Origin of the sequence: Leifsonia xyli (assembly GCA_001647635.1) — a bacterium.
Lineage (GTDB): Bacteria > Actinomycetota > Actinomycetes > Actinomycetales > Microbacteriaceae > Leifsonia > Leifsonia xyli_A.
The window spans coordinates 1206059-1225161 of sequence record CP014761.1 but is presented as its reverse complement, the minus strand read 5'-3'; the positions used below and the strand labels follow the sequence as shown (position 1 = coordinate 1225161).

At 71.2% G+C, this 19103-nt stretch carries 14 protein-coding genes, 1 tRNA gene and 3 pseudogenes; 9 read left to right on the top strand and 9 right to left on the bottom strand.

Going from position 1 to position 19103, the window contains the following annotated elements; translation table 11 throughout:
- Positions 1–3 precede the first annotated feature (3 nt).
- On the top strand, positions 4–3759 hold the full coding sequence (locus A0130_05995) for an AAA family ATPase (GenBank protein ANF31277.1): 3756 nt from the start codon (positions 4–6) through the stop codon (positions 3757–3759).
- A 261-nt stretch (positions 3760–4020) separates the two neighbouring features.
- Here A0130_05995 and A0130_05990 read toward each other — a convergent pair whose 3' ends face one another.
- From A0130_05990 to A0130_05980, 3 genes are read right to left on the bottom strand one after another with little or no spacing between them, the layout of a single operon-like run.
- Complete coding sequence (locus A0130_05990; protein ID ANF31276.1) at positions 4021–4458, bottom strand: mechanosensitive ion channel protein MscL; 438 nt, start codon at positions 4456–4458, stop codon at positions 4021–4023.
- Positions 4459–4472: 14 nt separating this feature from the next.
- The gene (locus A0130_05985; GenBank protein ANF31275.1) at positions 4473–4754 is read right to left on the bottom strand and encodes an FmdB family transcriptional regulator; all 282 of its coding nucleotides are present in this window, start codon (positions 4752–4754) and stop codon (positions 4473–4475) included.
- A 20-nt stretch (positions 4755–4774) separates the two neighbouring features.
- Positions 4775–5359 carry a 5-formyltetrahydrofolate cyclo-ligase gene (locus tag A0130_05980; protein ANF31274.1) on the bottom strand — a complete coding sequence of 195 codons (585 nt, stop codon included), beginning with the start codon at positions 5357–5359 and terminating at the stop codon, positions 4775–4777.
- A gap of 59 nt (positions 5360–5418) precedes the next feature.
- Here A0130_05980 and A0130_05975 point away from each other — a divergent pair, with 59 nt between their 5' ends.
- The 4 genes from A0130_05975 (at position 5419) to A0130_05960 (ending at position 8393) form a co-directional block, all read left to right on the top strand.
- On the top strand, positions 5419–6396 hold the full coding sequence (locus tag A0130_05975) for a UTP--glucose-1-phosphate uridylyltransferase (GenBank protein ID ANF31273.1): 978 nt from the start codon (positions 5419–5421) through the stop codon (positions 6394–6396).
- Between the two features lie 19 nt (positions 6397–6415).
- A complete protein-coding gene (locus A0130_05970) occupies positions 6416–7078 on the top strand; it encodes a GCN5 family acetyltransferase (GenBank protein ANF31272.1) in 663 nt (220 codons plus the stop codon).
- 95 nt (positions 7079–7173) lie between these two features.
- Positions 7174–8259 (top strand): hypothetical protein, encoded by a 1086-nt coding sequence (locus A0130_05965; protein ID ANF31271.1) that lies wholly within the window; start codon positions 7174–7176, stop codon positions 8257–8259.
- A gap of 58 nt (positions 8260–8317) precedes the next feature.
- Positions 8318–8393, top strand: a tRNA-Ala gene (locus A0130_05960).
- Positions 8394–8458: 65 nt separating this feature from the next.
- Here the strand turns inward: A0130_05960 and A0130_05955 are convergent.
- Entirely contained in the window at positions 8459–9058 is a 600-nt protein-coding gene (locus A0130_05955) for an amino acid transporter (protein ID ANF31270.1), read from the bottom strand.
- A gap of 69 nt (positions 9059–9127) precedes the next feature.
- On the opposite strand from A0130_05955, the pseudogene A0130_05950 reads away from it, so the two are divergent.
- Positions 9128–10059 (top strand): annotated as a pseudogene (locus A0130_05950) (transcriptional regulator ArgP).
- Here A0130_05950 and A0130_05945 read toward each other — a convergent pair.
- Positions 9998–12868: a hypothetical protein gene (locus A0130_05945; GenBank protein ANF31269.1), complete on the bottom strand. Its 2871-nt coding sequence runs from the start codon at positions 12866–12868 to the stop codon at positions 9998–10000. The pseudogene A0130_05950 and the gene A0130_05945 sit on opposite strands and share 62 nt — an antisense overlap.
- Positions 12869–13067: 199 nt before the next feature.
- Between A0130_05945 and A0130_05940 the strand changes: the two genes are divergently transcribed.
- Entirely contained in the window at positions 13068–13484 is a 417-nt protein-coding gene (locus A0130_05940) for a hypothetical protein (protein ANF31268.1), read from the top strand.
- Positions 13485–13496: 12 nt separating this feature from the next.
- On the opposite strand, the pseudogene A0130_05935 reads toward A0130_05940, so the two are convergent.
- From A0130_05935 to A0130_05925, 3 genes and pseudogenes are all read right to left on the bottom strand, one after another.
- A pseudogene (locus tag A0130_05935) lies at positions 13497–14608 on the bottom strand (peptidase M24).
- 13 nt (positions 14609–14621) lie between these two features.
- Positions 14622–15787: pseudogene (locus tag A0130_05930) on the bottom strand (acyl-CoA dehydrogenase).
- 84 nt (positions 15788–15871) lie between these two features.
- Positions 15872–16627 (bottom strand): short-chain dehydrogenase, encoded by a 756-nt coding sequence (locus A0130_05925; protein ANF31267.1) that lies wholly within the window; start codon positions 16625–16627, stop codon positions 15872–15874.
- Between the two features lie 58 nt (positions 16628–16685).
- Between A0130_05925 and A0130_05920 the strand changes: the two genes are divergently transcribed.
- Positions 16686–17258 (top strand): hypothetical protein, encoded by a 573-nt coding sequence (locus tag A0130_05920; GenBank protein ANF31266.1) that lies wholly within the window; start codon positions 16686–16688, stop codon positions 17256–17258.
- 21 nt (positions 17259–17279) lie between these two features.
- On the opposite strand, the gene A0130_05915 is transcribed toward A0130_05920, so the two are convergent.
- Entirely contained in the window at positions 17280–17894 is a 615-nt protein-coding gene (locus A0130_05915) for a hypothetical protein (protein ID ANF31265.1), read from the bottom strand.
- A 106-nt stretch (positions 17895–18000) separates the two neighbouring features.
- Between A0130_05915 and A0130_05910 the strand changes: the two genes are divergently transcribed.
- Positions 18001–19083, top strand: a complete 1083-nt coding sequence (locus A0130_05910; protein ANF33317.1) for a hypothetical protein — start codon at positions 18001–18003, stop codon at positions 19081–19083.
- The last annotated feature ends 20 nt before the right edge of the window (positions 19084–19103 follow it).

The following is a 19103-nucleotide window of genomic DNA, read 5'->3' as shown; positions in this document are numbered from 1 at the left end:
CGTGTGTGGCGACTGGACAGGAAGACCGAGGATGACGACGCGAGGTCGGTCATCGCAGACGACGACGCCCTGAACCCGCGCACCACGACCGCTCCGCACACCCTCAGCCTGGGCGACCCGGGACTGGTCGCCGGCAACATCGCCGAGCCGGTCTGGACGCGGTGGCGCGACGAGATCGCGTCCATCGGCGGCGCCTCCCCGCTGCTCCATTTCGAGGACAGCCCGCGGACGCGCATCGAGTTGAGCACCACGCATCCCGGCGGGCTGCCGCAGTTCATCACCGGGCAGAGCACGCTGCTGTCGAGCCTGATCCGCGACGAGCTGGCGCTCCGCACAGCCCGCGCCGCCGCGAACGCGATCACGCAGAAGGGGATCGAGCTGCGCTCGGTCCGCGGCATCGAGTCCGTGCACCTCGCGATCGGCCTGGCGCAGTGGCGCCACGGGTCCGAGGAGTACTTCGCTCCCATCCTGCTGCGCCCGCTCGCCATTCGCCGCTACGGCCGCGACTTCGAGCTGAAGCTGAAGGGCCAGACCTACCTCAACCCGGAGCTCGCCCGCGCACTCGCGGAGCAGTTCCAGATCACCCTCGACGCGGACGCCTTCGTCGCGCTCGCCGTCTCGAACGGCGTGTTCAAGCCGCAGCCGGTGATCGACCGCCTGCGCGGCCTGACCTCGCACCTGCCGTGGTTCAACGTGCAGCCGCGTCTGGTCGCATCCTCGTTCGCCGACGTCGCGCCGGCGCTCAGCGAGGAGGCCCGCGACCTCGACACCGTGCTGCTGGACGCTCTGGCCGGCAACCCGACCGCGCGCTCGACGGTCGAGAGCGCCTTCAACCCGGTGGACCCGATCCGCCAGGACGAGCGCCCGCCCGCGACCGACACCCTCCTGCTCGACGCCGACGAGGAGCAGGAGAACGTGGTCGCCCAGATCGCGGCCGGCAACTCGATCGTCGTCAAGACGCTGCCGGGCACCGGCGGCACGCAGACCATCGTCAACGCGATCGGCGCGCTCGTCGCCCAGCACAAGCGCGTGCTGGTGGTGAGCCCGCGCCGCTCCAGCCTCGACGACATCGCCCAGCGCTTGACGCAGGCCGGGCTCCCCGGGCTCGCGGTGACGCCGCGCACGCTGCGCCGCGACCTGGTGCAGTCGATCGCCCGCAACGAGAAGGCCACGCAGCCGAAGGTCACCGACGTCGACGAGGCGCTGGTGCGTCTCCGCAAGGTGCTCGTCGACTACCGCGCGGCGCTGACCCGCCGCGACTCCGTGCTCCGCGTGTCGGTGCTGGATGCGCTGCGCGAGCTGTCGCACCTGTCGCTGCTGCCCTCGCCGCCGTCGACCACCGCCCGATTGGGCCGCCGCGCGATCGAAGCGCTGGCACGCGACCGCGACGCGTCGGCCGACGCCCTGATCCGCGCCGCCCGGCTGGGGGAGTTCCGGTACGGGCCCAACGACTCGCCCTGGTACGGCGCCTCCTTCACCACGACGGAGGAGGGCAAGAGCGCCCACGAGCTCGCCAAGAAGCTGAACCGCGCCGAGCTGCCGCGCTTGCTGGACCGCGCCAACGCGCTGATCGGCCAGACCCGGATGCGGCCCTTCGCGTCCATCGCCGAGCTCGGCGTCTACCTGCGCCTGCTCCTCGATATCCGCGAGACGCTCGACAAGTTCACTCCGTCGGTGTTCGACCGGTCGCTCACCGAGCTGATCGCGGCCACCGCGTCCCGTCGCGAGTCGCCGTCGATGTCGGGCGCGAACCGCCGTCGGCTGCGCAAGCACGCGCTCGAATACGTCCGCCCGGGCGTGCACGTCACTGATCTCAACGAGAGCCTCCGGCGCATCCAGCAGCAGCGCATCCTGTGGAATCGCTTCGCCGTCGCCGGCGTCGTGCCCGAGGTGCCGGTCGGCATCGCGGACGTGCAGGTCGCCTACCAGCGCGTCGCGGAAGACCTCGCGCGGCTTGACATCCCGCTGCGCCGCACCGGAACGCCGCAGTCGCTCGCCGCGTTGCCGGTCGAGGAGCTGACCCGCCAGATCGCGGGCCTCGCCGCCGAGTCCGAGGTGCTCGCCAACCTGCAGGAGCGCACCGCGCTGCTCACCCAGCTGCGCGACCTCGAGCTCGACCCGCTGATCTCCGACCTCTCCATCCGCCACGTGCCCGAGACGCAGGTCAGCGCCGAGCTGGAGCTGGCCTGGTGGCAGTCGGTGCTGGAGTCCCTCCTCGCGAACGACCGCGCCCTGCTCAACGCCAACACCGGCGTGCTCGACCGCCTCGAGGCCGACTTCCGCCTCGTCGACGAGGCGCACGCCTCCGCGACCGGCAAGCAGCTCGCGTGGATGCTGTCCGAGACCTGGAAGATCGGCATCGTGGACTGGCCCGACGAGGCCGCCGCGCTGAAGCGCCTGCTCAAGAGCACCGTCCCGACGGCGACCTCGCTCAACGAGGCCGCGCCGCACCTGGCGCGCCCGCTCGCGCCGGTGTGGCTGGTGTCGCCCTACGAGATCCCGTCGATCGGCCGCGAGGTCGGGTTCGACGCGGTGCTGCTCGTGGATGCGGGCGCGTCCAGCCTCGCCGAGAACGTCCCGGTCATCCGCCGCGCCCGACAGGTCGTCGCCTTCGGCGACCCGGTGACGCAGACCCCGTCGCGCTTCGACATCGGCGTGCACGAATACGGCACGACCGTCGAGGAGCTCGACGTGGACGCGCTGCACGCCGAGTCGGCGCTGGCCCGGCTCTCCGAGCTGCTCCCGGTGTACACGCTCAGCCGCAGCTACCGCGCCGGCGGCGAAGACCTCGCGGAACTCGTCAACCGCCGCTTCTACGGAGGGATGATCGACTCCCTCCCGTGGGCCGGCACCTACCTCGGTCACGGCAGCCTGGCGCTGCACTACGTGACTGGCGGCCAGGGGATGCCCGACAGCGACACGGGGGCCGTCGAGTCGACGGATGCCGAGGTCGCCAAGGTCGTGGAGCTGGTGCTCGCGCACGCCACCGAGCGGCCGCGCGAGTCCCTCATGGTCATCACCGCCAGCGAACGGCACGCGGTGCGGGTCAACCAAGCGGTGCTGGCGGCCTTCGCGAAGCGCTCGGAACTGGCCGACTTCATCCTGGGCGATCGCGCCGAGCCGTTCACCGTGGTGACGCTCGACCAGTCGGTGGGCCAGAGCCGCGACCGAGTCATCTTCTCCATCGGCTACGGCCGCACCCCGCACGGACGCCTGCTGTCGAACTTCGGCGCCCTGGCCGAGCCGGGCGGCGACCGGCTGCTCGCGGTCGGCATGACCCGCGGCCGCCGCGGCATGGACATCGTCTCCTGCTTCAAGCCGGAGGACATCGACGAGTCGCGGATGCGCCACGGCATCGCCGCGCTGGCGCAGGTGCTGGGGGAGGCGGACCAGCTCCAGGCGGCCGCGCCGGAGTACCTCAGCCAGGACGCAGACCCCATGGTGCTCGACCTGGCCAAGCGCCTCGCGCGGCACGGGCTGGATGTGCACCTCGGCTACCGCGGAAAGCTCACGCTGGTCGCCTCGCACGAGGGCCGCGCGGTGGTCGTGGAGACCGACGACGACGTGTCGAAGGGGAGCCTCCGCGAGTCGCTGCGCCTGCGTCCGGACGTGCTGCGCCGCCTCGGCTGGCACTACCTCCGGGTGCACAGCTTCGAGCTGTTCGCCGACCCGGACGCGGTGGCGTCGCGGGTGGCGAAGCTGATCGGCAAGGGCGAGCCCGACGCGGTGACGGCGCCGATCGAGCTGCCGCAGCTCTAGGCTGGAGGGGTGAGCGAGTCACCCGGACGCCGAAGGCACCGCCGTGTGCAGCGTCCCGGCGCGCCCGGAACCGATCCCGAACCGCGGGTCGAGCCGCGCGACGACGAGCCCCGGCCGGACTCGGACAACGCCCCCACCTGGTCCTCCAACGACGAGCAGCTGCGCCGCGACGTCCCGCCCCACTGGTGAAGGGCAGGTAGTTGCGGTCGGCACGCCGTGGAAGTGCGCAACGACCTGCCCTTCGGCGAGAGGGAGCGCGCTCTACGGGAGCGGGTCGGCGTGCTTGCCGGTGGGCTGCGGCGGCGACTGCTGCGCGGCCAGGAGGTCGCGGATCTCGGTGAGGAGGTCGAGGTCGGTGACCGGCTTGTCCGGCTCGACGACGCCCTTCTTGCGGAGGCGCTCGGCGCGCTGCTTCGCCATGTTCATCGGGAGGACGAACACGAAGTAGACCACGATCGCGACGATCAGGAAGTTGATGATCGCGCCGATGATCGACCCGATGTGGAACTCCGACTTGTTGATCGTGAACACGAGCGCGCTGTCCAGCGACTTCGCATCGAAGAAGCTGTTCAGCAGCGGATTGATCAGGTTGTTGACGATCGACGTGACCACCGCCGTGAAAGCCGCGCCGATGACGACGGCGACAGCGAGGTCGATGACGTTCCCGCGGAGGATGAACTCCTTGAAGCCTTTGATCATGGACCCGTCTCTCACTAGGCGGCGGAACCCGACGACGGCGTCGACGAGGGGGAGCTGGTGGAAGTGCTGGAGGACGACGAGCTGGACGGGGACGACGACGTGTCCGACGACTTCGTGCCGCCGCGCGAGTCGGTCCGGTAGAACCCGGAGCCGTTGAACGTCACGCCGACGGTCCCGAACACCTTGCGGAGCGAGCCGCCGCAGTTCGGGCACACCGTGAGGGCGTCGTCGGTGAAGGCCTGCTGGATGTCGAAGGCGTGGCCGCAGTCGCGGCACGAGTAGGAGTAGGTGGGCATTCTTCTTCCGCTGCGCGAGGTCAGGTGAACTGGACGATCCGGGTCGGGGTGACCGCGCCGTCCACCGGCTGGTCGTGGCGCTCGCGCGGCACCTCGTCCACGAGTTCGCCGTCGAACAGGACGGCGTACACCGGGGGACATTTTTCCATGCTCCCGAGCGTCTTGTCGAAGTATCCGCGGCCCCACCCCATCCGCATCCCCGTCGCGTCGACCGCGGCGGCCGGGACCAGGATGAGGTCGACGTCGTTGATCGCGATCGGGCCGAGCAGCTCGCCGACCGCCTCCGGCAGCCCGAACAGGCCCTCGGTCTCGGACTCGCCGTCGCCGGTGGTCCAGTCGAGGAGGCCGTCCTCGCGTGAGATGGGCAGCAGCACTCGGAGGCCCTGCGTGTGCGCCCAGTTGAGGAACGGGCGCGTGTCCGGCTCGATCGGGGTGGAGAGGTACGCGGCCACGGAGCGGGCCGACAGGTCGGTCGCCAGGTCGACGAGGTTGCGGGTGATGCCCGCCGTCGCGCCCTGTCGCTCGGTCGTGGTGAGGTTCTGCCGGCGCTCGCGCAGCTCCGCCCGCAGGGCGCGCTTGCGATGAGCGGCAGTGTCCGGATCCATGAGGCAATCCTAGGAGATGCCATCCTGTGCACTCTGAAAATGCGGATACTGTAGGCGGCATGGCTAACCATGACCGCGTTACGAAAGCAGTGATCCCCGCCGCCGGACTCGGAACCCGCTTCCTCCCCGCGACGAAAGCTATGCCCAAGGAGATGCTGCCGGTCGTGGACAAGCCCGCTATCCAGTACGTGGTCGAGGAGGCCGTGGACGCGGGCCTGCACGACGTCCTCATGGTCACCGGCCGCAACAAGAACGCCCTCGAGAACCACTTCGACCGCAACTCCGAGCTGGAGGAGACCCTCATCAAGAAGGGCGACACCGACCGGCTCGAGAAGGTCAACTACTCGACCGCCCTCGCCGACATGCATTACGTGCGTCAGGGCGACCCGAAGGGCCTCGGCCACGCGGTACTGCGCGCCAAGATGCACGTCGGCCGCGAGCCGTTCGCCGTGCTCCTCGGCGACGACATCATCGACGCGCGCGACGACCTCCTCAAGCGCATGCTGACGGTACAGCAGCAACGCCACGCGAGCGTGGTGGCGCTCCTCGAGGTCGACCCCGACTCCATCCACCTCTACGGCGCGGCGGCCGTCGAGCCGACCGACGAGGACGATGTCGTCCGCATCACCGGCCTGGTCGAGAAGCCGGACAAGGAGCACGCCCCCTCGAACTACGCCGTCATCGGCCGCTACGTGCTGCGCCCCGAGGTGTTCGACGTCCTGGAGCGCACCGAGCCCGGCCGCGGCGGCGAGATCCAGCTGACGGACGCCCTGCAGTCGATGGCCGAGGCACCCGATTGGACCGGCGGCGTCTACGGCGTCGTGTTCCGCGGCCGCCGGTACGACACGGGCGACCGGCTCGACTACATCAAGGCGATCGTCCGCCTGGCGATCGACCGCGAGGACCTCGGTCCGGAGCTCCGCCCTTGGCTGCGCGAGTTCGCCAGCGAGCTGGAGGACGAGCCCTCGGAGTTCGTGGCGGAGATGCCGGCCGACCCGACCGGCCCCATCCAGACGCTCTCCGCCCGCGACCACTGATCGGCTGAAGGAGGAGCCTGTGGCGATCGTGGTCCCCACCCTCACCGAGGGCCGCGTGACGTTGCGCCCCATCCGCTTGCGGGATGCGCGCGGGCTCGAGCGCTCGCTGCTCGACAACCGTGGCTGGCTGCGGCAGTGGGAGGCGACCAGCCCTTACGCGCCGGGGTCGTTCGACACCCGGGCGAGCATCCGGTCGCTCCTCGCGAACGCGCGCGCCGGTCACGGGCTGCCGTTCATCGTGGAGTGGGACGGGCAGCTCGCCGGGCAGCTCAACGTGTCGTCGATCACCTACGGCTCGTTGTCGAGCGCGACGATCGGGTACTGGATCGCCGAGGAGTTCGCCGGCCGCAACATCACTCCCACGGCGGTGGCGCTGGCGACGGACTACTGCTTCTACCAGCTGGGCCTGCACCGGATGGAGATCTGCATCCGTCCCGAGAATGCGCCGAGCCTGCGTGTGGTCGAGAAGCTCGGGTTCCGCTACGAGGGCCTGCGGCGCCGCTACATCCACATCAACGGGGACTGGCGCGACCACTTCTGCTTCGGTCTGGTGTCGGAGGAGCTGAGTCAGGGCGTGCTGCGGCGGTGGCTCGACCACAACGTGCCGGCCGACGCCGCGCTGATCCCACCGGAGGACCGTGCGGCGGCCGCCGTGCCCTTGCCGGTGTCGCGGCACCGCTGAACCGAGCCGCCACGTTCGCTGAAAGAACTCTGGATCACATGACACACCCCCGCGCCTGACGGGAGCCAGGGGAGTCGCGCCCCTACCGTAGAGGCATGAACGGGGATGTGATGGGCGGCGGGGTGATCGTCGCGATAGCGGCCGCCCTCTGGCTGGCCTATCTCGTCCCGGTGTGGCTGCGTCGCCGCGAATACCTGGCGACCGAGCGCAACGCCGTGCGACTGCAGCAGACCCTCCGCATCCTCGCCGAGACCAGCGAGCTGCCCGACGAGGTGCGCATGGAGGCGACCGCACGTACCGTCGCGGAGCAGCAGCGCATCCTGCGCAGGTCGGAGCAGAAGACGCTCGCCGCCGCGCGCGCCGAGGCCGCGGCCCACGCGCGCCGCGAGCAGGCCATCGCCGAGGAGCGGCGCCGCGCGGCCGAGGAGGCGGAACGTGCTGCCGCAGAGGCCATCGCCGTCGAACGCGCGGCGCGTGCGGCCGCGGCCCAGCGGGCCCGCGCACTGGCGACGGCCGCAGCGGTCGCGCCCCTGTCGCCCCAGCGGCGTCGGCGCCTGCGCCGGACCCGCGCCCTCTCGACCCTGGTGCTCGTCGCCGGCCTCGCCGCGTTCGTCGCCGGTGCGGTCGAGCTGGTCGCCACCGGCGTCTGGCTGACCGTGGCCGTCGCCACCGGCGTCGTCGCACTCTCGGGCTGGATGCTGGCCCGGCTGGCGCGCCCGCAACTTCCGGCCGTGCCCGCGCAGCCGATGGTGCGCACCTCGCAGGTGTCGCCGGAGCTCTACGACGACGCCCAGCACGACCTGCCCGTGCAGGAACGGCTCAAGCAGAGCTGGACGCCCCGCCCGCTGCCCAAGCCGCTGCACCTCTCGCCCGGGACCGTCGCGGCCGCCGCGATGGCCTCGGTGGATGCGGCCGCCGAGCTGCGACGGGCCGCCGCGCGAGCCGAGTTCGAGCGCAAGGCGGCGGAGGTGACGGCGCCCGCGGTCGCGCCGGTGCCGCTGCGGCCGGTTGCCGTGGCACCTGCGGTCGCTGCAGCGCCCGCGCCGGTCGCTGCCGCGGTCGCGCCGGTGGCCGCACCCGCCGCTCCCAGCCTGTACGCCAGCATGGGCGTTCTCGACGAGGTGGACACCGGCAGCATGGATCTGGACGCGGTCCTGCGCCGCCGCCGGGCCGCCAGCTGAGCGCTGCTCGATTTCGACTCGGCCGGTCGGGAGTGCTATTGTTTCTAAGCAGTTCCTCGGGGCTATGGCGCAGTTGGTAGCGCGCTTCGTTCGCATCGAAGAGGTCAGGAGTTCGAATCTCCTTAGCTCCACCAGAACCGGAAAGGCCGCCCGAATCGGGCGGCCTTTCCGCTTGTCCGGGCTCCTTTTCCGCGGGCTTTCAGACGACGAGCAGCACGGCGAGCACCAGCATCAGCACGGCGATCGCACCGTCGAGGATGCGCCACGCGACCGGCTTCGCGAACACGGGAGCTGCGAAGCGGGCGCCGAAGCCGAGCATCCCGAACCAGAGCAGGCTGGCGGTTGCCGCTCCCGCGCCGAACGCCCAGCGCCCCGGGTCGCCGTGTGACGCCGAGAGCGAGCCGAGCAGGAGCACGGTGTCGAGGTACACGTGCGGGTTCAGCCACGTGATCGCGAGGCAGGTGCCGACCGCGGCCGCCAGCGAGCCGGCGACGGCACCGGAGGTGCTGAGCGACTCGGGCTTCAGGGCACGGCGGGCGGCGAAGACGGCATAGCCGACGAGGAAGAGGAAGCCCGCCCATCGGACGATCTCCAGCGCGATCGGGGCGTTCTTCACGATCACGCCGATCCCGGCGACACCTGCGGCGATCAGGATGGCGTCGCTGAGCACGCAGATGATCACGATCGGAAGCACATGCTGGCGGCGGAGACCCTGCCGGAGGACGAACGCGTTCTGCGCGCCGATGGCGATGATGAGGGAGGCCGCTGAGCCGAGGCCGGTGAAGAACGTCGCGAGCACTCCTCGACGCTACGGGTAGCGTCTCCGTAAGTACAGCTCAGGATTCTTGTGCTGCATTAGCATCGCTTCATGGCCACCAATCGAGAGCACCTGCGCACGCTCGCCGCGGTGATCGACGGCGGATCCTTCGAGAGCGCGGCGGCCGCCCTGCACGTCACCCGTCGGCGGTGAGCCAGCGCATCAAGGCGCTGGAGGAGCAGAGCGGGCGGGTGCTCGTGCGGCGCGGCAGGCCGGTGGCTGCGACGGAGGCCGGCAGCGTGCTGCTCCGGCTCGCACGACAACTGGCGCTGCTGGAGGCGGAGGCGGATGCCGCGCTGACCGACGGTCCGGGGCGTGCCGCCATCCCGCTCGTGGTGAACGCCGACTCGCTGGCGACGTGGGTGCTTCCCGCCCTCGCCGGGCTGGAGGGGATCGCCTTCGAGCTCGTGCTCGACGACCAGGAGCACACGCTCGACCGGCTGCGGGACGGCACCGCCATGGCCGCGATCGGGTCGGACCCGGAGCCGGTGCAGGGGTGCATCGCGCGCCCGCTCGGGTCGATGACCTACCGGGCGGTCGCGAGCCCGGCGTTCGCGGCGCGCTGGTGCCCGGACGGCTGGACTCCGGAGGCCGCGGCTGTCGCACCCATGCTGGTCTTCGACCGCAAGGACGCCCTCCAGGACCGCTACCTCGGCGCCTTCGCGCCGGGCGCCCGGCCGCCGCGGCACTTCATCCCGGCCTCCACGCAGTTCGTGGAGGCGGCGGCGCTCGGGCTGGGCTGGGGCATGCTGCCGGACCTCCAGGCCGCCGAGCTCGTGGCCGCCGGCTCGCTCGTCGTGCTCGACGACGAGCGAGTCGCGGAGGTGCCGCTGTACTGGCACCAGTGGTCGCTGCGGTCGGCGGCGCTGGATGCGGTCGCCGCCGCCATCGAGGCGGAGGCCTCGCGCGTGCTCGACGGCTCTACAACGTCGCCAGCACCAGGTCGAGCGCGTCGACGAAGCGGTCTGCGCTCTCGCGCGTGATGCACAGCGGCGGCTTGATCTTCAGCACGTTCTTGTAGTCGCCCGTCGGCTGCACGACGCATCCCTCGGCGAGCATCCTGTCGCAGACCAGTTTGGCCTCGGCGGTCGCCGGAGCCAGCGTCTCGCGGTCGAGCACCAGCTCCATTCCGAGGTAGAGGCCCATGCCGTGGACGGCGCCGACCAGCGGGTGCCGGTCGCCCAGTGCGCGCAGGCGGGCCGCCAGGTGGTCGCCCACCTCGGCGGCGTTCTGCTGCAGCCGCTCGTCGCGCATCACGTCGAGCACGGTCAGGCCAACGACAGCGGATACCGGGCTGCCGCCCGCAGAGGAGAAGAAGCTGCCCTCGGCCGCGAACGACTCGGCGATCTCGCGCCGGGTGATCACGGCGCCCAGCGGCTGGCCGTTGCCCATGGCCTTGGCGACGGTGATGACGTCGGGGACGACGCCCTGCTGCTCGGAGCCCCAGAAGTAGTGACCGAGCCGCCCGTAGCCGACCTGCACCTCGTCGGCGATGCAGACGCCGCCGCGGGCGCGGATGCGCTCGTAGACGCCGGCCAGGTAGCCGTCGGGCAGCATGAGGCCGCCCGCGTTGCCGAACACCGGTTCGGCGATGTAGCCGGCCACCTCGACACCGGCGGCGTCGAGGTCCGCGAGGTCGGCGTCCAGATCGGCGAGGTAGGCCGGACCGGAGTCGGCGCCGAGGTGCGTGCCGCGCAGCGAATTGGGCGCCGCGACCAGCTTCACCCAGTCGGGCCGGGTCTCGAGCGCCCGCGGGTTGTCGCCGAGCGAGGAGGAGACCGCGTCCGAGGCCATCGTCCAGCCGTGGTACGCCTCGGTCACCGCGAGGATCGTCTTCCGGTTCGTGTGGATCTGCGCCAGCCGCAGTGCCAGGTCGACCGCCTCGCTGCCGCTGTTGACGAGGAACACCGTGTCGAGGCCCTCGGGAGCGATCTCGGCGAGGCGCTCGGTGAACCGGGATAGCTCGTCGTAGTGGAACCGCGAGTTGGTGTTGAGGCGGGCCCACTGGTCGCGCACCGCTTCGACCAGCCGCGGGTGCCCGTGCCCGATCTGCGTGACGTTGTTGACCATGTCGAGGTAGCTCTGGCCGTGGGTGTCGACAAGGTAGTGGCGCCAGCCGCGCTCGATCAGGGGCGGGTGGGAGAAGTAGTGCTCCTGCACCTCGGCGAAGGTGGCGTCCCGCCGGGCGAGCGATGCCTCCGCGTCGGGCGTCTGCGCCGCCACGTCGAGACCGAACAGGGCCGACGGGTCCGGGGAGACGCCCGTCCACGCGGTGAACGGGAGCGACGGGGTCACGAACGCCGGCGGTCGGTGGCCGGGCGCGGTGCTGAGCTGGGCCGTCAGGCGGATGGCGGTGCCGATGCGGTCGCCGACCGCGACCGTGGCCGTGGTGAGCGGGCGGGTCAGACCGTCGAGCCAGAGCTCCAGTCCGTCGGCGCGCAGCAGCCAGGAGCCGTCCGCGAGCAGGAGTTCGCCTGCGAACGGGGCGAGGACGTCGAGGGCCTCTGGCGCGGCGACGGTCACGGCGAGCGCGATCGTGGCGGAGCGACTCGACCGGTCGGGCTGCGCTCGCGTGAGCCGCGCTTCTCCGTAGCGGGTGATCGCGTGCCCCCGCTCGCGCTCCACGTGCTGGAGCACCGTCTCTTCCGCGTCCGCCTGGAGCCAGGCGCCTGCATCCAGGTCGCGGGCGAGCACGGAGAGGTCGACGAGCTGCTCGGAGGTGTAGTCCACCGTTAGCAGCCGACCGATCGCGGGCTGCCCTTCGGGAGCGCCGGACAGCCGGGCGCGGATCAGCGTCTCGATCTCGGCGGCCTCCAGCCGTCGGGCGACGTCGAACGCCACCCATTCGTGCGCCCGGTTCTCGGCGGCGTAGACGTTGTCGGCCTCCAGGGCGACCTGCTGCTCCCCGCTGACCACGAGCACGGCTCCGCGGAGCACGACGAGCGGCCAGAGAGCGGCGAGGTCGGCGTCATCGAGGGGAGCCTCGGCGTGGAAGGCCTCCACCACGTCCAGCACCGCCAGCGGGTCATCGGGCACGTGATGCAGCGCGCTGGCGACCGTCGCCGCCAGCTCGGCCACCAGCCAGCCGTCGGACACGTCGCCGAAGTCGATGACGCCGGGACCGCCCTCGCCGAGGACGATGTTGTCGTCGGTCACGTCGCCGTGCACGGCCTGGACGCGGAGGCGCGAGCGCAGCGGTTCGAGACGGGCGAGCGCCGCATCCGCCGCCTCGCGGACCACCGAGCGCTTCGCGGGCTGCTCGACGTGCTCGAGCAGGAGGTCGACGACCTCGCCGCTGATGCGCGCATCCCACTGGGTGGTGCGGTCCAGCCCCGGGTGCCGCAGCTCAGCCAGTCCACCGGCGACGCGGCCGGCCAGAGTACCGAGGGTGCGGAGCTGCTCGCGCGTCGGACGCCCGACGTCGGTGAGCGGCTCGCCGTCGAGGTAGCGGAGGACACGGGCCAGCAGCGTCACGCCCTGCACCTCGACCTCGACCAGCTCGCCGCCGTCGACGGAGGCGACGACCGACGGGATGCGGACTCCCGAGCCGTCGAGCAGGGCGAGGGCCGCGTTCTGCGCCCGCAGCTCATCCGCCGAGAACACGGGATTGGCCAGCTTCAGCACGAAGCGCTCTGCGCCGGTGTCGATGCGGAAGTTGCGGTCCTGGTTGCTGCCGAGTTCGACGATGCGGCCCTCGAGCCGGAAGTGCTCGGCGGCGATCCGCGCGGCGTCGTCGAGGGTCGCGTCCGGGCGCGGCAGGGCGGGCTGGGTGAGGAAGTCGAAGTTCGGCAACGGGGGCTCCAGGGCTCGGGTGGCTGCTGGTTGTCAGTCTATTGAGGGGTGATGGACGTGGTGTCGACCGGATCCGGAATCTGTGGACGACGTGCCGATTGTGGATAACGCTCTGAATTCCGTCCGTTTTCGATAACGGTCAGTATCGACACGGGTTCTGCCCAGCCAACGCTCGGGCGGCCCTGCGTACTCTGAGGGGGTGAAGCCCTGGAGGACCGCGCTCGTCGCATTCGTCATCGACGCGGCCTTCGTGACCCTGTTCGTCCTGATCGGGCGTCGCAGCCACGGCGAGGCGAACTCCGCCGCCGGCATCCTCGACACGCTGTGGCCCTTCCTCGTCGGTCTACTCGCTGGGTGGCTGGTCACGGGGGCGTGGCGCCGACCGCTGGCGATCGTCTGGCCGGGCATCCCGATCTGGCTGATGACGGTGGCCGTCGGCATGCTCATCCGCACCTCGGCGGGCCAAGGCGTGCAGCCGTCCTTCATCGCGGTGGCCGCCGTGGTGCTCGGGGTGTTCCTCGTCGGCTGGCGCCTCGTGGCGCTGCCCTTCGCGCGACGCCGCTCCCGGCTCGCCCGCGAGGACCGGCGAGCGCAGCAGGCCCAGCTGCGCGCGTAGCCGAGCCCGGCCTCACTCCACGAGGTGCAGCTCGTGGCTCGAGTTGTTGAGCCGATGCGCGCCGTCCTCCGCCGCGACCACGATGTCCTCGATCCGGACGCCGAACCGCCCGGGCAGGTAGATGCCCGGCTCGATCGAGAAGCACATCCCCGCCTCGATCGGCTGCTCCTCTCCCTCCACCATGTAGGGCGGTTCATGCGTCGTGACGCCGATGCCGTGCCCGACCCGGTGGATGAAGAACTCGCCGTAGCCGGCGTCCCGGATGACCGCCCGCGCTGCGCGGTCGACCTCCTGGCACGGCACGCCCACCGCGACGGCCTCGAAGGCGGCCTGCTGCGCATGCCGGACGACCTCGAACACCTCGTGCTCCTCGTCCGTTGGCTCGCCGACGTGCACGGTCCGTGTCGTGTCCGACCCGTAGCCGTCTTGCAGCCCGCCGAAGTCGAGCACCACCATGTCGCCTTCGGTGATCAGCCGCTCGCCCGGTTCGTGGTGCGGGTCGGCGCCGTTCGGCCCGGAGGCCACGATCGTGAAGTCGACCTGTGCGTGCCCGTGCTCGCGCAGCAACCGGTCGAGGTCGGCGGCGACCTGCAGCTCGGTGCGACCGGCGAACGGCAGCTGCACGACGTCCTCGAACGTCGCATCGGCGGCAGCGCCCGCTGCTGCGAGCCGGTCGACCTCGTCGGCGGTCTTGACCGCTCGGAGCAGCGGCAGCGCGTGCGAGATCGCCTCGAAACGGGCGCCGGGCAGCTTCTCTTGCAGGCCCAGCAGGTGCATCGCCCAGGTGGCGTCCGAGATGGCGTAGCGCCCATCCGATCGCAGCAGCCCGGCGGCCGGAACGTACTCGTCCTCGCCGTCCGCCCAGTCGATCAGCCGCAGTGCGCCCGCCGCCCGGGTCTGCGCGGCGCCGCCGTGTTCGAGCGCGGGACCAGCAAGGACGGCTCGCCGTCGGCCGGGATCACGAGCAGCGTGATGCGTTCGGTCGTCGCGACCGGGAGGTAGTCGGCGAAGTACGCCAGGTCTGGCCCGGGCGCGACGATCAGCCCGTCGAACCCCGCTCGCGCCGCCTGCCGTGCGCCGCGCTCGAGTCGCTCGGCGAAGTGCTTCGCCGTGATCTGCTGCATGTCTTCTCCTGCCTTACTCTTCGACCGGGCCGAGCCAGGCCGTCGCGACGGTGTTGTGCGCCGACTCCGCGTCGGACGGATGGAAGAGTCCGGCGAGCACGTCGCGGTACAGCCGGCCGAGCTCGTTCCCGGCGAAGAACGTGGAGCCTCCCGACACCCGGATCGCCTGATCGACGACGCGCCGTGCCGTCTCGGTCGCGCGGATCTTGAGCCCGACGAGCTTGGGGAACCAGAGCCGGCCGTGATCCGCGAGCGTGTCGACGTCGCGGGCGAGCGCATCCAGCTGCGGGAGGAGCGCATCCTGTTCGATCGCGGCCTCGGCCACCCGCCAGCGGATGTCGGGATCATTGGCGTAGCTGCGCCCGTCGTTCTTGAGGCTCGTCCGCCGGTGGGCCGCCACGACCGCGAGGTCGAGCGCGCGTGCGCCGAGCCCGGTGTAGACCGAGGCCAGCAGGATCTCGAAGTTCGCGAAGATCGCGAAGACCAGCGGATCGGGGTTGGGGCCCGGGTCCAGCCTCCGGACGATCCGGTCGGCGGGGAGTGTGCGCCGTCGAGCACGGTCGTGTTGCTCTGCGTCGCGCGCATCCCGAGCGTGTCCCAGTCCTCACGGATTTCGAAACCGCCACCGGTGCGCTCGACGAACCCGTAGACGATCTTCGGCGCGTCGGCGCTCGTCGTGTCGAGGCCCATGGTGCCGAGTCGCGTCCAGGCCGGGGAGAGCGAGGTGAAGATCTTGCGCCCGTGGAACGTGTACGAGCCGTCGGGCCGGGGCCGCGCCTCCGTCGTCGAACCGAACAGGACGAGGTCGTTGCCCGCCTCGCTCAGCCCGAACGCGAAGACCTCTCCGGCGCCCGCCTCGCGCAGCACGAACTCCAGAGAGTCGTCGCCGCGGTCGCGGAGGGTCTTGGCGATGCCCGTCCAGACCAGGTGCATGTTGACGGCCAGCGCGGTCGCGGGCGCGGCGCCGGCGAGCCGCACCTGGAGGCGCGCGGTCTGCTCCAGGCTCAGTCCGAGGCCGCCGAACTCCGCTGGCACGAGCGCCCGCAGATAGCCGGCATCCGCCAGCTCGGCGAGGTCTTCGGTGAAGAAGCGGTTCTCGCGGTCGTAGGCGTCGGCGCGGTCGCGGATGCGCTCCAGCAGCTCGTCGGACAGGGGGTCGGTGGTGTCGTGCTCGGTCACGCTCCTCACACTAGAGCGAGCGTGACCGGGCGCGGCAGACGTCCCAGAATCTGTGGAGAACGGCAGAGAACGGGACCCTGTGGATCACTGAGCGGTGTAGCCGCCGTCGACCAGGTGGTAGCTGCCGGTGATGAAACTGGCGGCATCGGAGGCGAGGAACGCGACCAGCGAGGCGACCTCCTCCGGCTCGCCCAGGCGGCCGAGGGCGTGCTTGCCCTCGAGGAAGGCGAGGGTGTCCGCGTCCATGTTCGACGCCACGAGCGGGGTGCGGATGAAGCCGGGGCCGACCGCGACAACACGAACGTTCTTGCCGGCGTACTCCAGTGCCGCGTTCTGCGTCAGGCCGAGCAGCGCGTGCTTCGCCGTGACGTACGCCGACGAGTTCGCGAAGCCGACGCTGCCCAGGATGGACGCCATGTTGACGATCGCGCCGCCGCCGTTCGCGCCGATCGCGTCGAGCTGCGCCTGCATCCCGTAGAAGACGGCGTTGAGGTTGACCTCGATGACCTTGCGCCACGAGTCGAGCGGGTAGTCGCCGACCGGTGCGGCCGCTCCGCCGATGCCGGCGTTGTTGACGGCGATGCGCAGCGGGGCGAGCTCGTTCGCGGCTGCGACGCTGGCCTCGGCGAAGGCCGGGTCGGTCACATCGCCGGCGAGTGCCCGCGCGGTGCCGCCCGCGGCGCCGATCTCCGCCACGACCGCATCGGCGTTCTCCTCGTTCAGGTCGGTGACGAGGACGGCCGCCCCGCTCGCCGCGAGGGTGAGGGCGATGGCGCGCCCGATGCCCGAGCCGCCTCCGGTCACGATCGCGGACCGTCCGGCGACGTCGTACTGAGCCATGGGAAATCTCCTTTCGTTATCCGACACATGTCGGATAACTCCATTGTACGATCGTCCGGTGGACGCCCGCCAGCAGAAGACCTACGCCCGACTCCGGGAGGCCGTTCTCGACCTGGCGACCCGCGGCCCCGTGGGCGACGTGACGGTGTCGGCGCTCGCCGCTGCGGCGGGAGTGCACCGGTCGACCGTCTACGAGTACGCGGCGTCCCCGGCCGACCTCCTGCAGCGCGTCCTGCGGTCCGAACTGGACGAGCTGCGCGCCGCGTACCTCGTCGATGTCGAACCGTCGGACGCGGCCGCCGCGGTCATCGGGGTGACGCGGGCGGTGCTCAGCCACGTCGACCGCCACGACGCGATCTACCGGCGCGGGCTCGGCACCGAGAGCGGATCCGCCAGCCTCCACGCGATGCTCAGCGAGCACTTCCAGGGGTCGGTCGACCTGCTCCTGGAACAGCATTCGCTCGTCGTGCCCGCCGACGACGACACCGACCGCCGCGCCATCGCGCGCTGGCTCGCCGACGGGACGATCGGCGCGATCGACGTGTGGCTGACCCGGCCGCAGCCCCGGGATGTGGATGCGTTCCTCGCGCTCGTCGGCCGGCTCACCCCGGCGTGGTGGCCTGGCGCCTGAGCGTTCGGGTGAGGCGTGTCGTCAGGCCGGTCGCGCTTCGGCGGCGCGGGGATCCATCCGCGCCACCGACGCGAGGTAGCCGTCGCCGTCGAAATCGGTGAAGAGCACGGTCTGCACGACGTAGCCCTGTACGAGACCGACGTAGAGGGATGCGTCCTGCTCGCCCGCGGTCCGCGCCGCCTCCGCGTCCATCCCGCGATGCCGGTGGTACCACTCCACGAGGTACTCGGCGAACATCCTCCGGATGCGGCCGCCGATGCTCGTGGTCAGGCGGGAGAGAGCGGGGTTGATCGGCACTTGGCCCCACACCTGGAGGAGGAGCTGCAGGTCGCCGATCTGATCGCGGAGCCCGTGCACCAGGAGGGCGACGAGCTCGGCGGGGGAGGGCTGCGGGTCGCGGGTGCGCGCCTGGGCGAGATCGAGGAAGCGCGCGTCGAGCACTTCGGTCACCGCAAGCTCGACCAGCTCCTCCTTGCTCTTGTAGTGGCCGTAGATGGCGCCGGCCGACAGCCCCGACTCGGCGATGATGTCCGCCATCGATGTCTGCTGGAAGCCGGAGCGGGCGAAACAGCGCAGGGCCGCGTCCGCGATCTGCCGGCGGCGGGCGGCGCGGTGCTCCTCCGTGACCTTTGGCATGCGGCCTCCTCGCGTCCAAAAAGAATGAACGTTCTTGACAATACCCGATCGAGTGGTCACCATAAAGAACGAGCATTCGTTTTTGGAGGAGACCATGAGCGCCACACTGACCCGCCCGCCGCAGGACGCCACCCCGGCGGCCCGCTCGACGCAGCCGCCGCACACGCCATGGCTGCGGTCCGTCCTGCTCGCCCTCGGCGCAGCGGCCGTGGTCGTCGTCATCCTGCTCGCCTTCCTCTGGCCGACGATCACGTCCTCGGTCAAGGACCTGCCGATCGCCATCGCGGGGGACAATGCCACGGTCTCCGCGGTCGAGAAGCAGCTCGATAAGGCAGCCGACGGCGCCTTCGACCCGACGACGGTCGCGAACCGGCAGGAGGCGGTCGACCTCATCCGCACCCGCGACGTCTACGGCGCCATCATCCTGGGCGACCAGCCGGAGGTTCTGACCGCCTCGGCGAACGGGGCCGCCGTCAGCCAGATCCTGGCCCAGGTCGCGACGCGCATCCAGGCGTCCGCGCAGCAGCAGGCCGATGCCGCCGTGCAGCAGGCGATCGCTGCCGGCGGCGCACCCGCCGGCACGCAGGCGCCGACCATCACCGTGAAGGTCACCGACGTGGTTCCGCTCGCCTCCACCGACGCCCGCGGGCTCGGCCTCACCGCATCCGCCTTCCCGCTGGTGCTCGGCGGGATGCTCGGCGGCGCGCTCATCTCGCTCCTCGTCGCCGGGAGCTGGCGGCGCCTGACCGCGGTCGCGGTGTACGCCGTCACGGTCGGGCTGGCCGTCGCCGGGATCCTGCAAGGGTGGTTCGGGATCCTGCAGGGCGGCTTCTGGGTCAACGCGTTCGCCGTCTCGCTCTCGATGTTCGCCACGGCGTCCTTCATCGTCGGGATGAACGCGCTGCTCGGCCGTATCGGAATCGCGGTCGGAGCGGTGCTGACCGTGCTGGTCGGCAACCCGCTGTCGTCCGCTGCGCAGCCGCTGCAGTTCCTGGTCGGGCCGTGGGGCGAGATCGGGCAGTGGTTCGTGCCGGGCGCCTCCGTCACCCTGCTGCGGGACCTGTCGTACTTCCCCGACGCGGACGCGGCCTTCCCGTGGCTGGTGCTCCTCGGGTGGGCGGCCGTCGGCGTCGCGGCGATGCTCGCCGGGCACTTCCGCAACCAGGAGGTGACCGAGGCCGCTGCCTGACGTGCGCGGGCCGATGACGG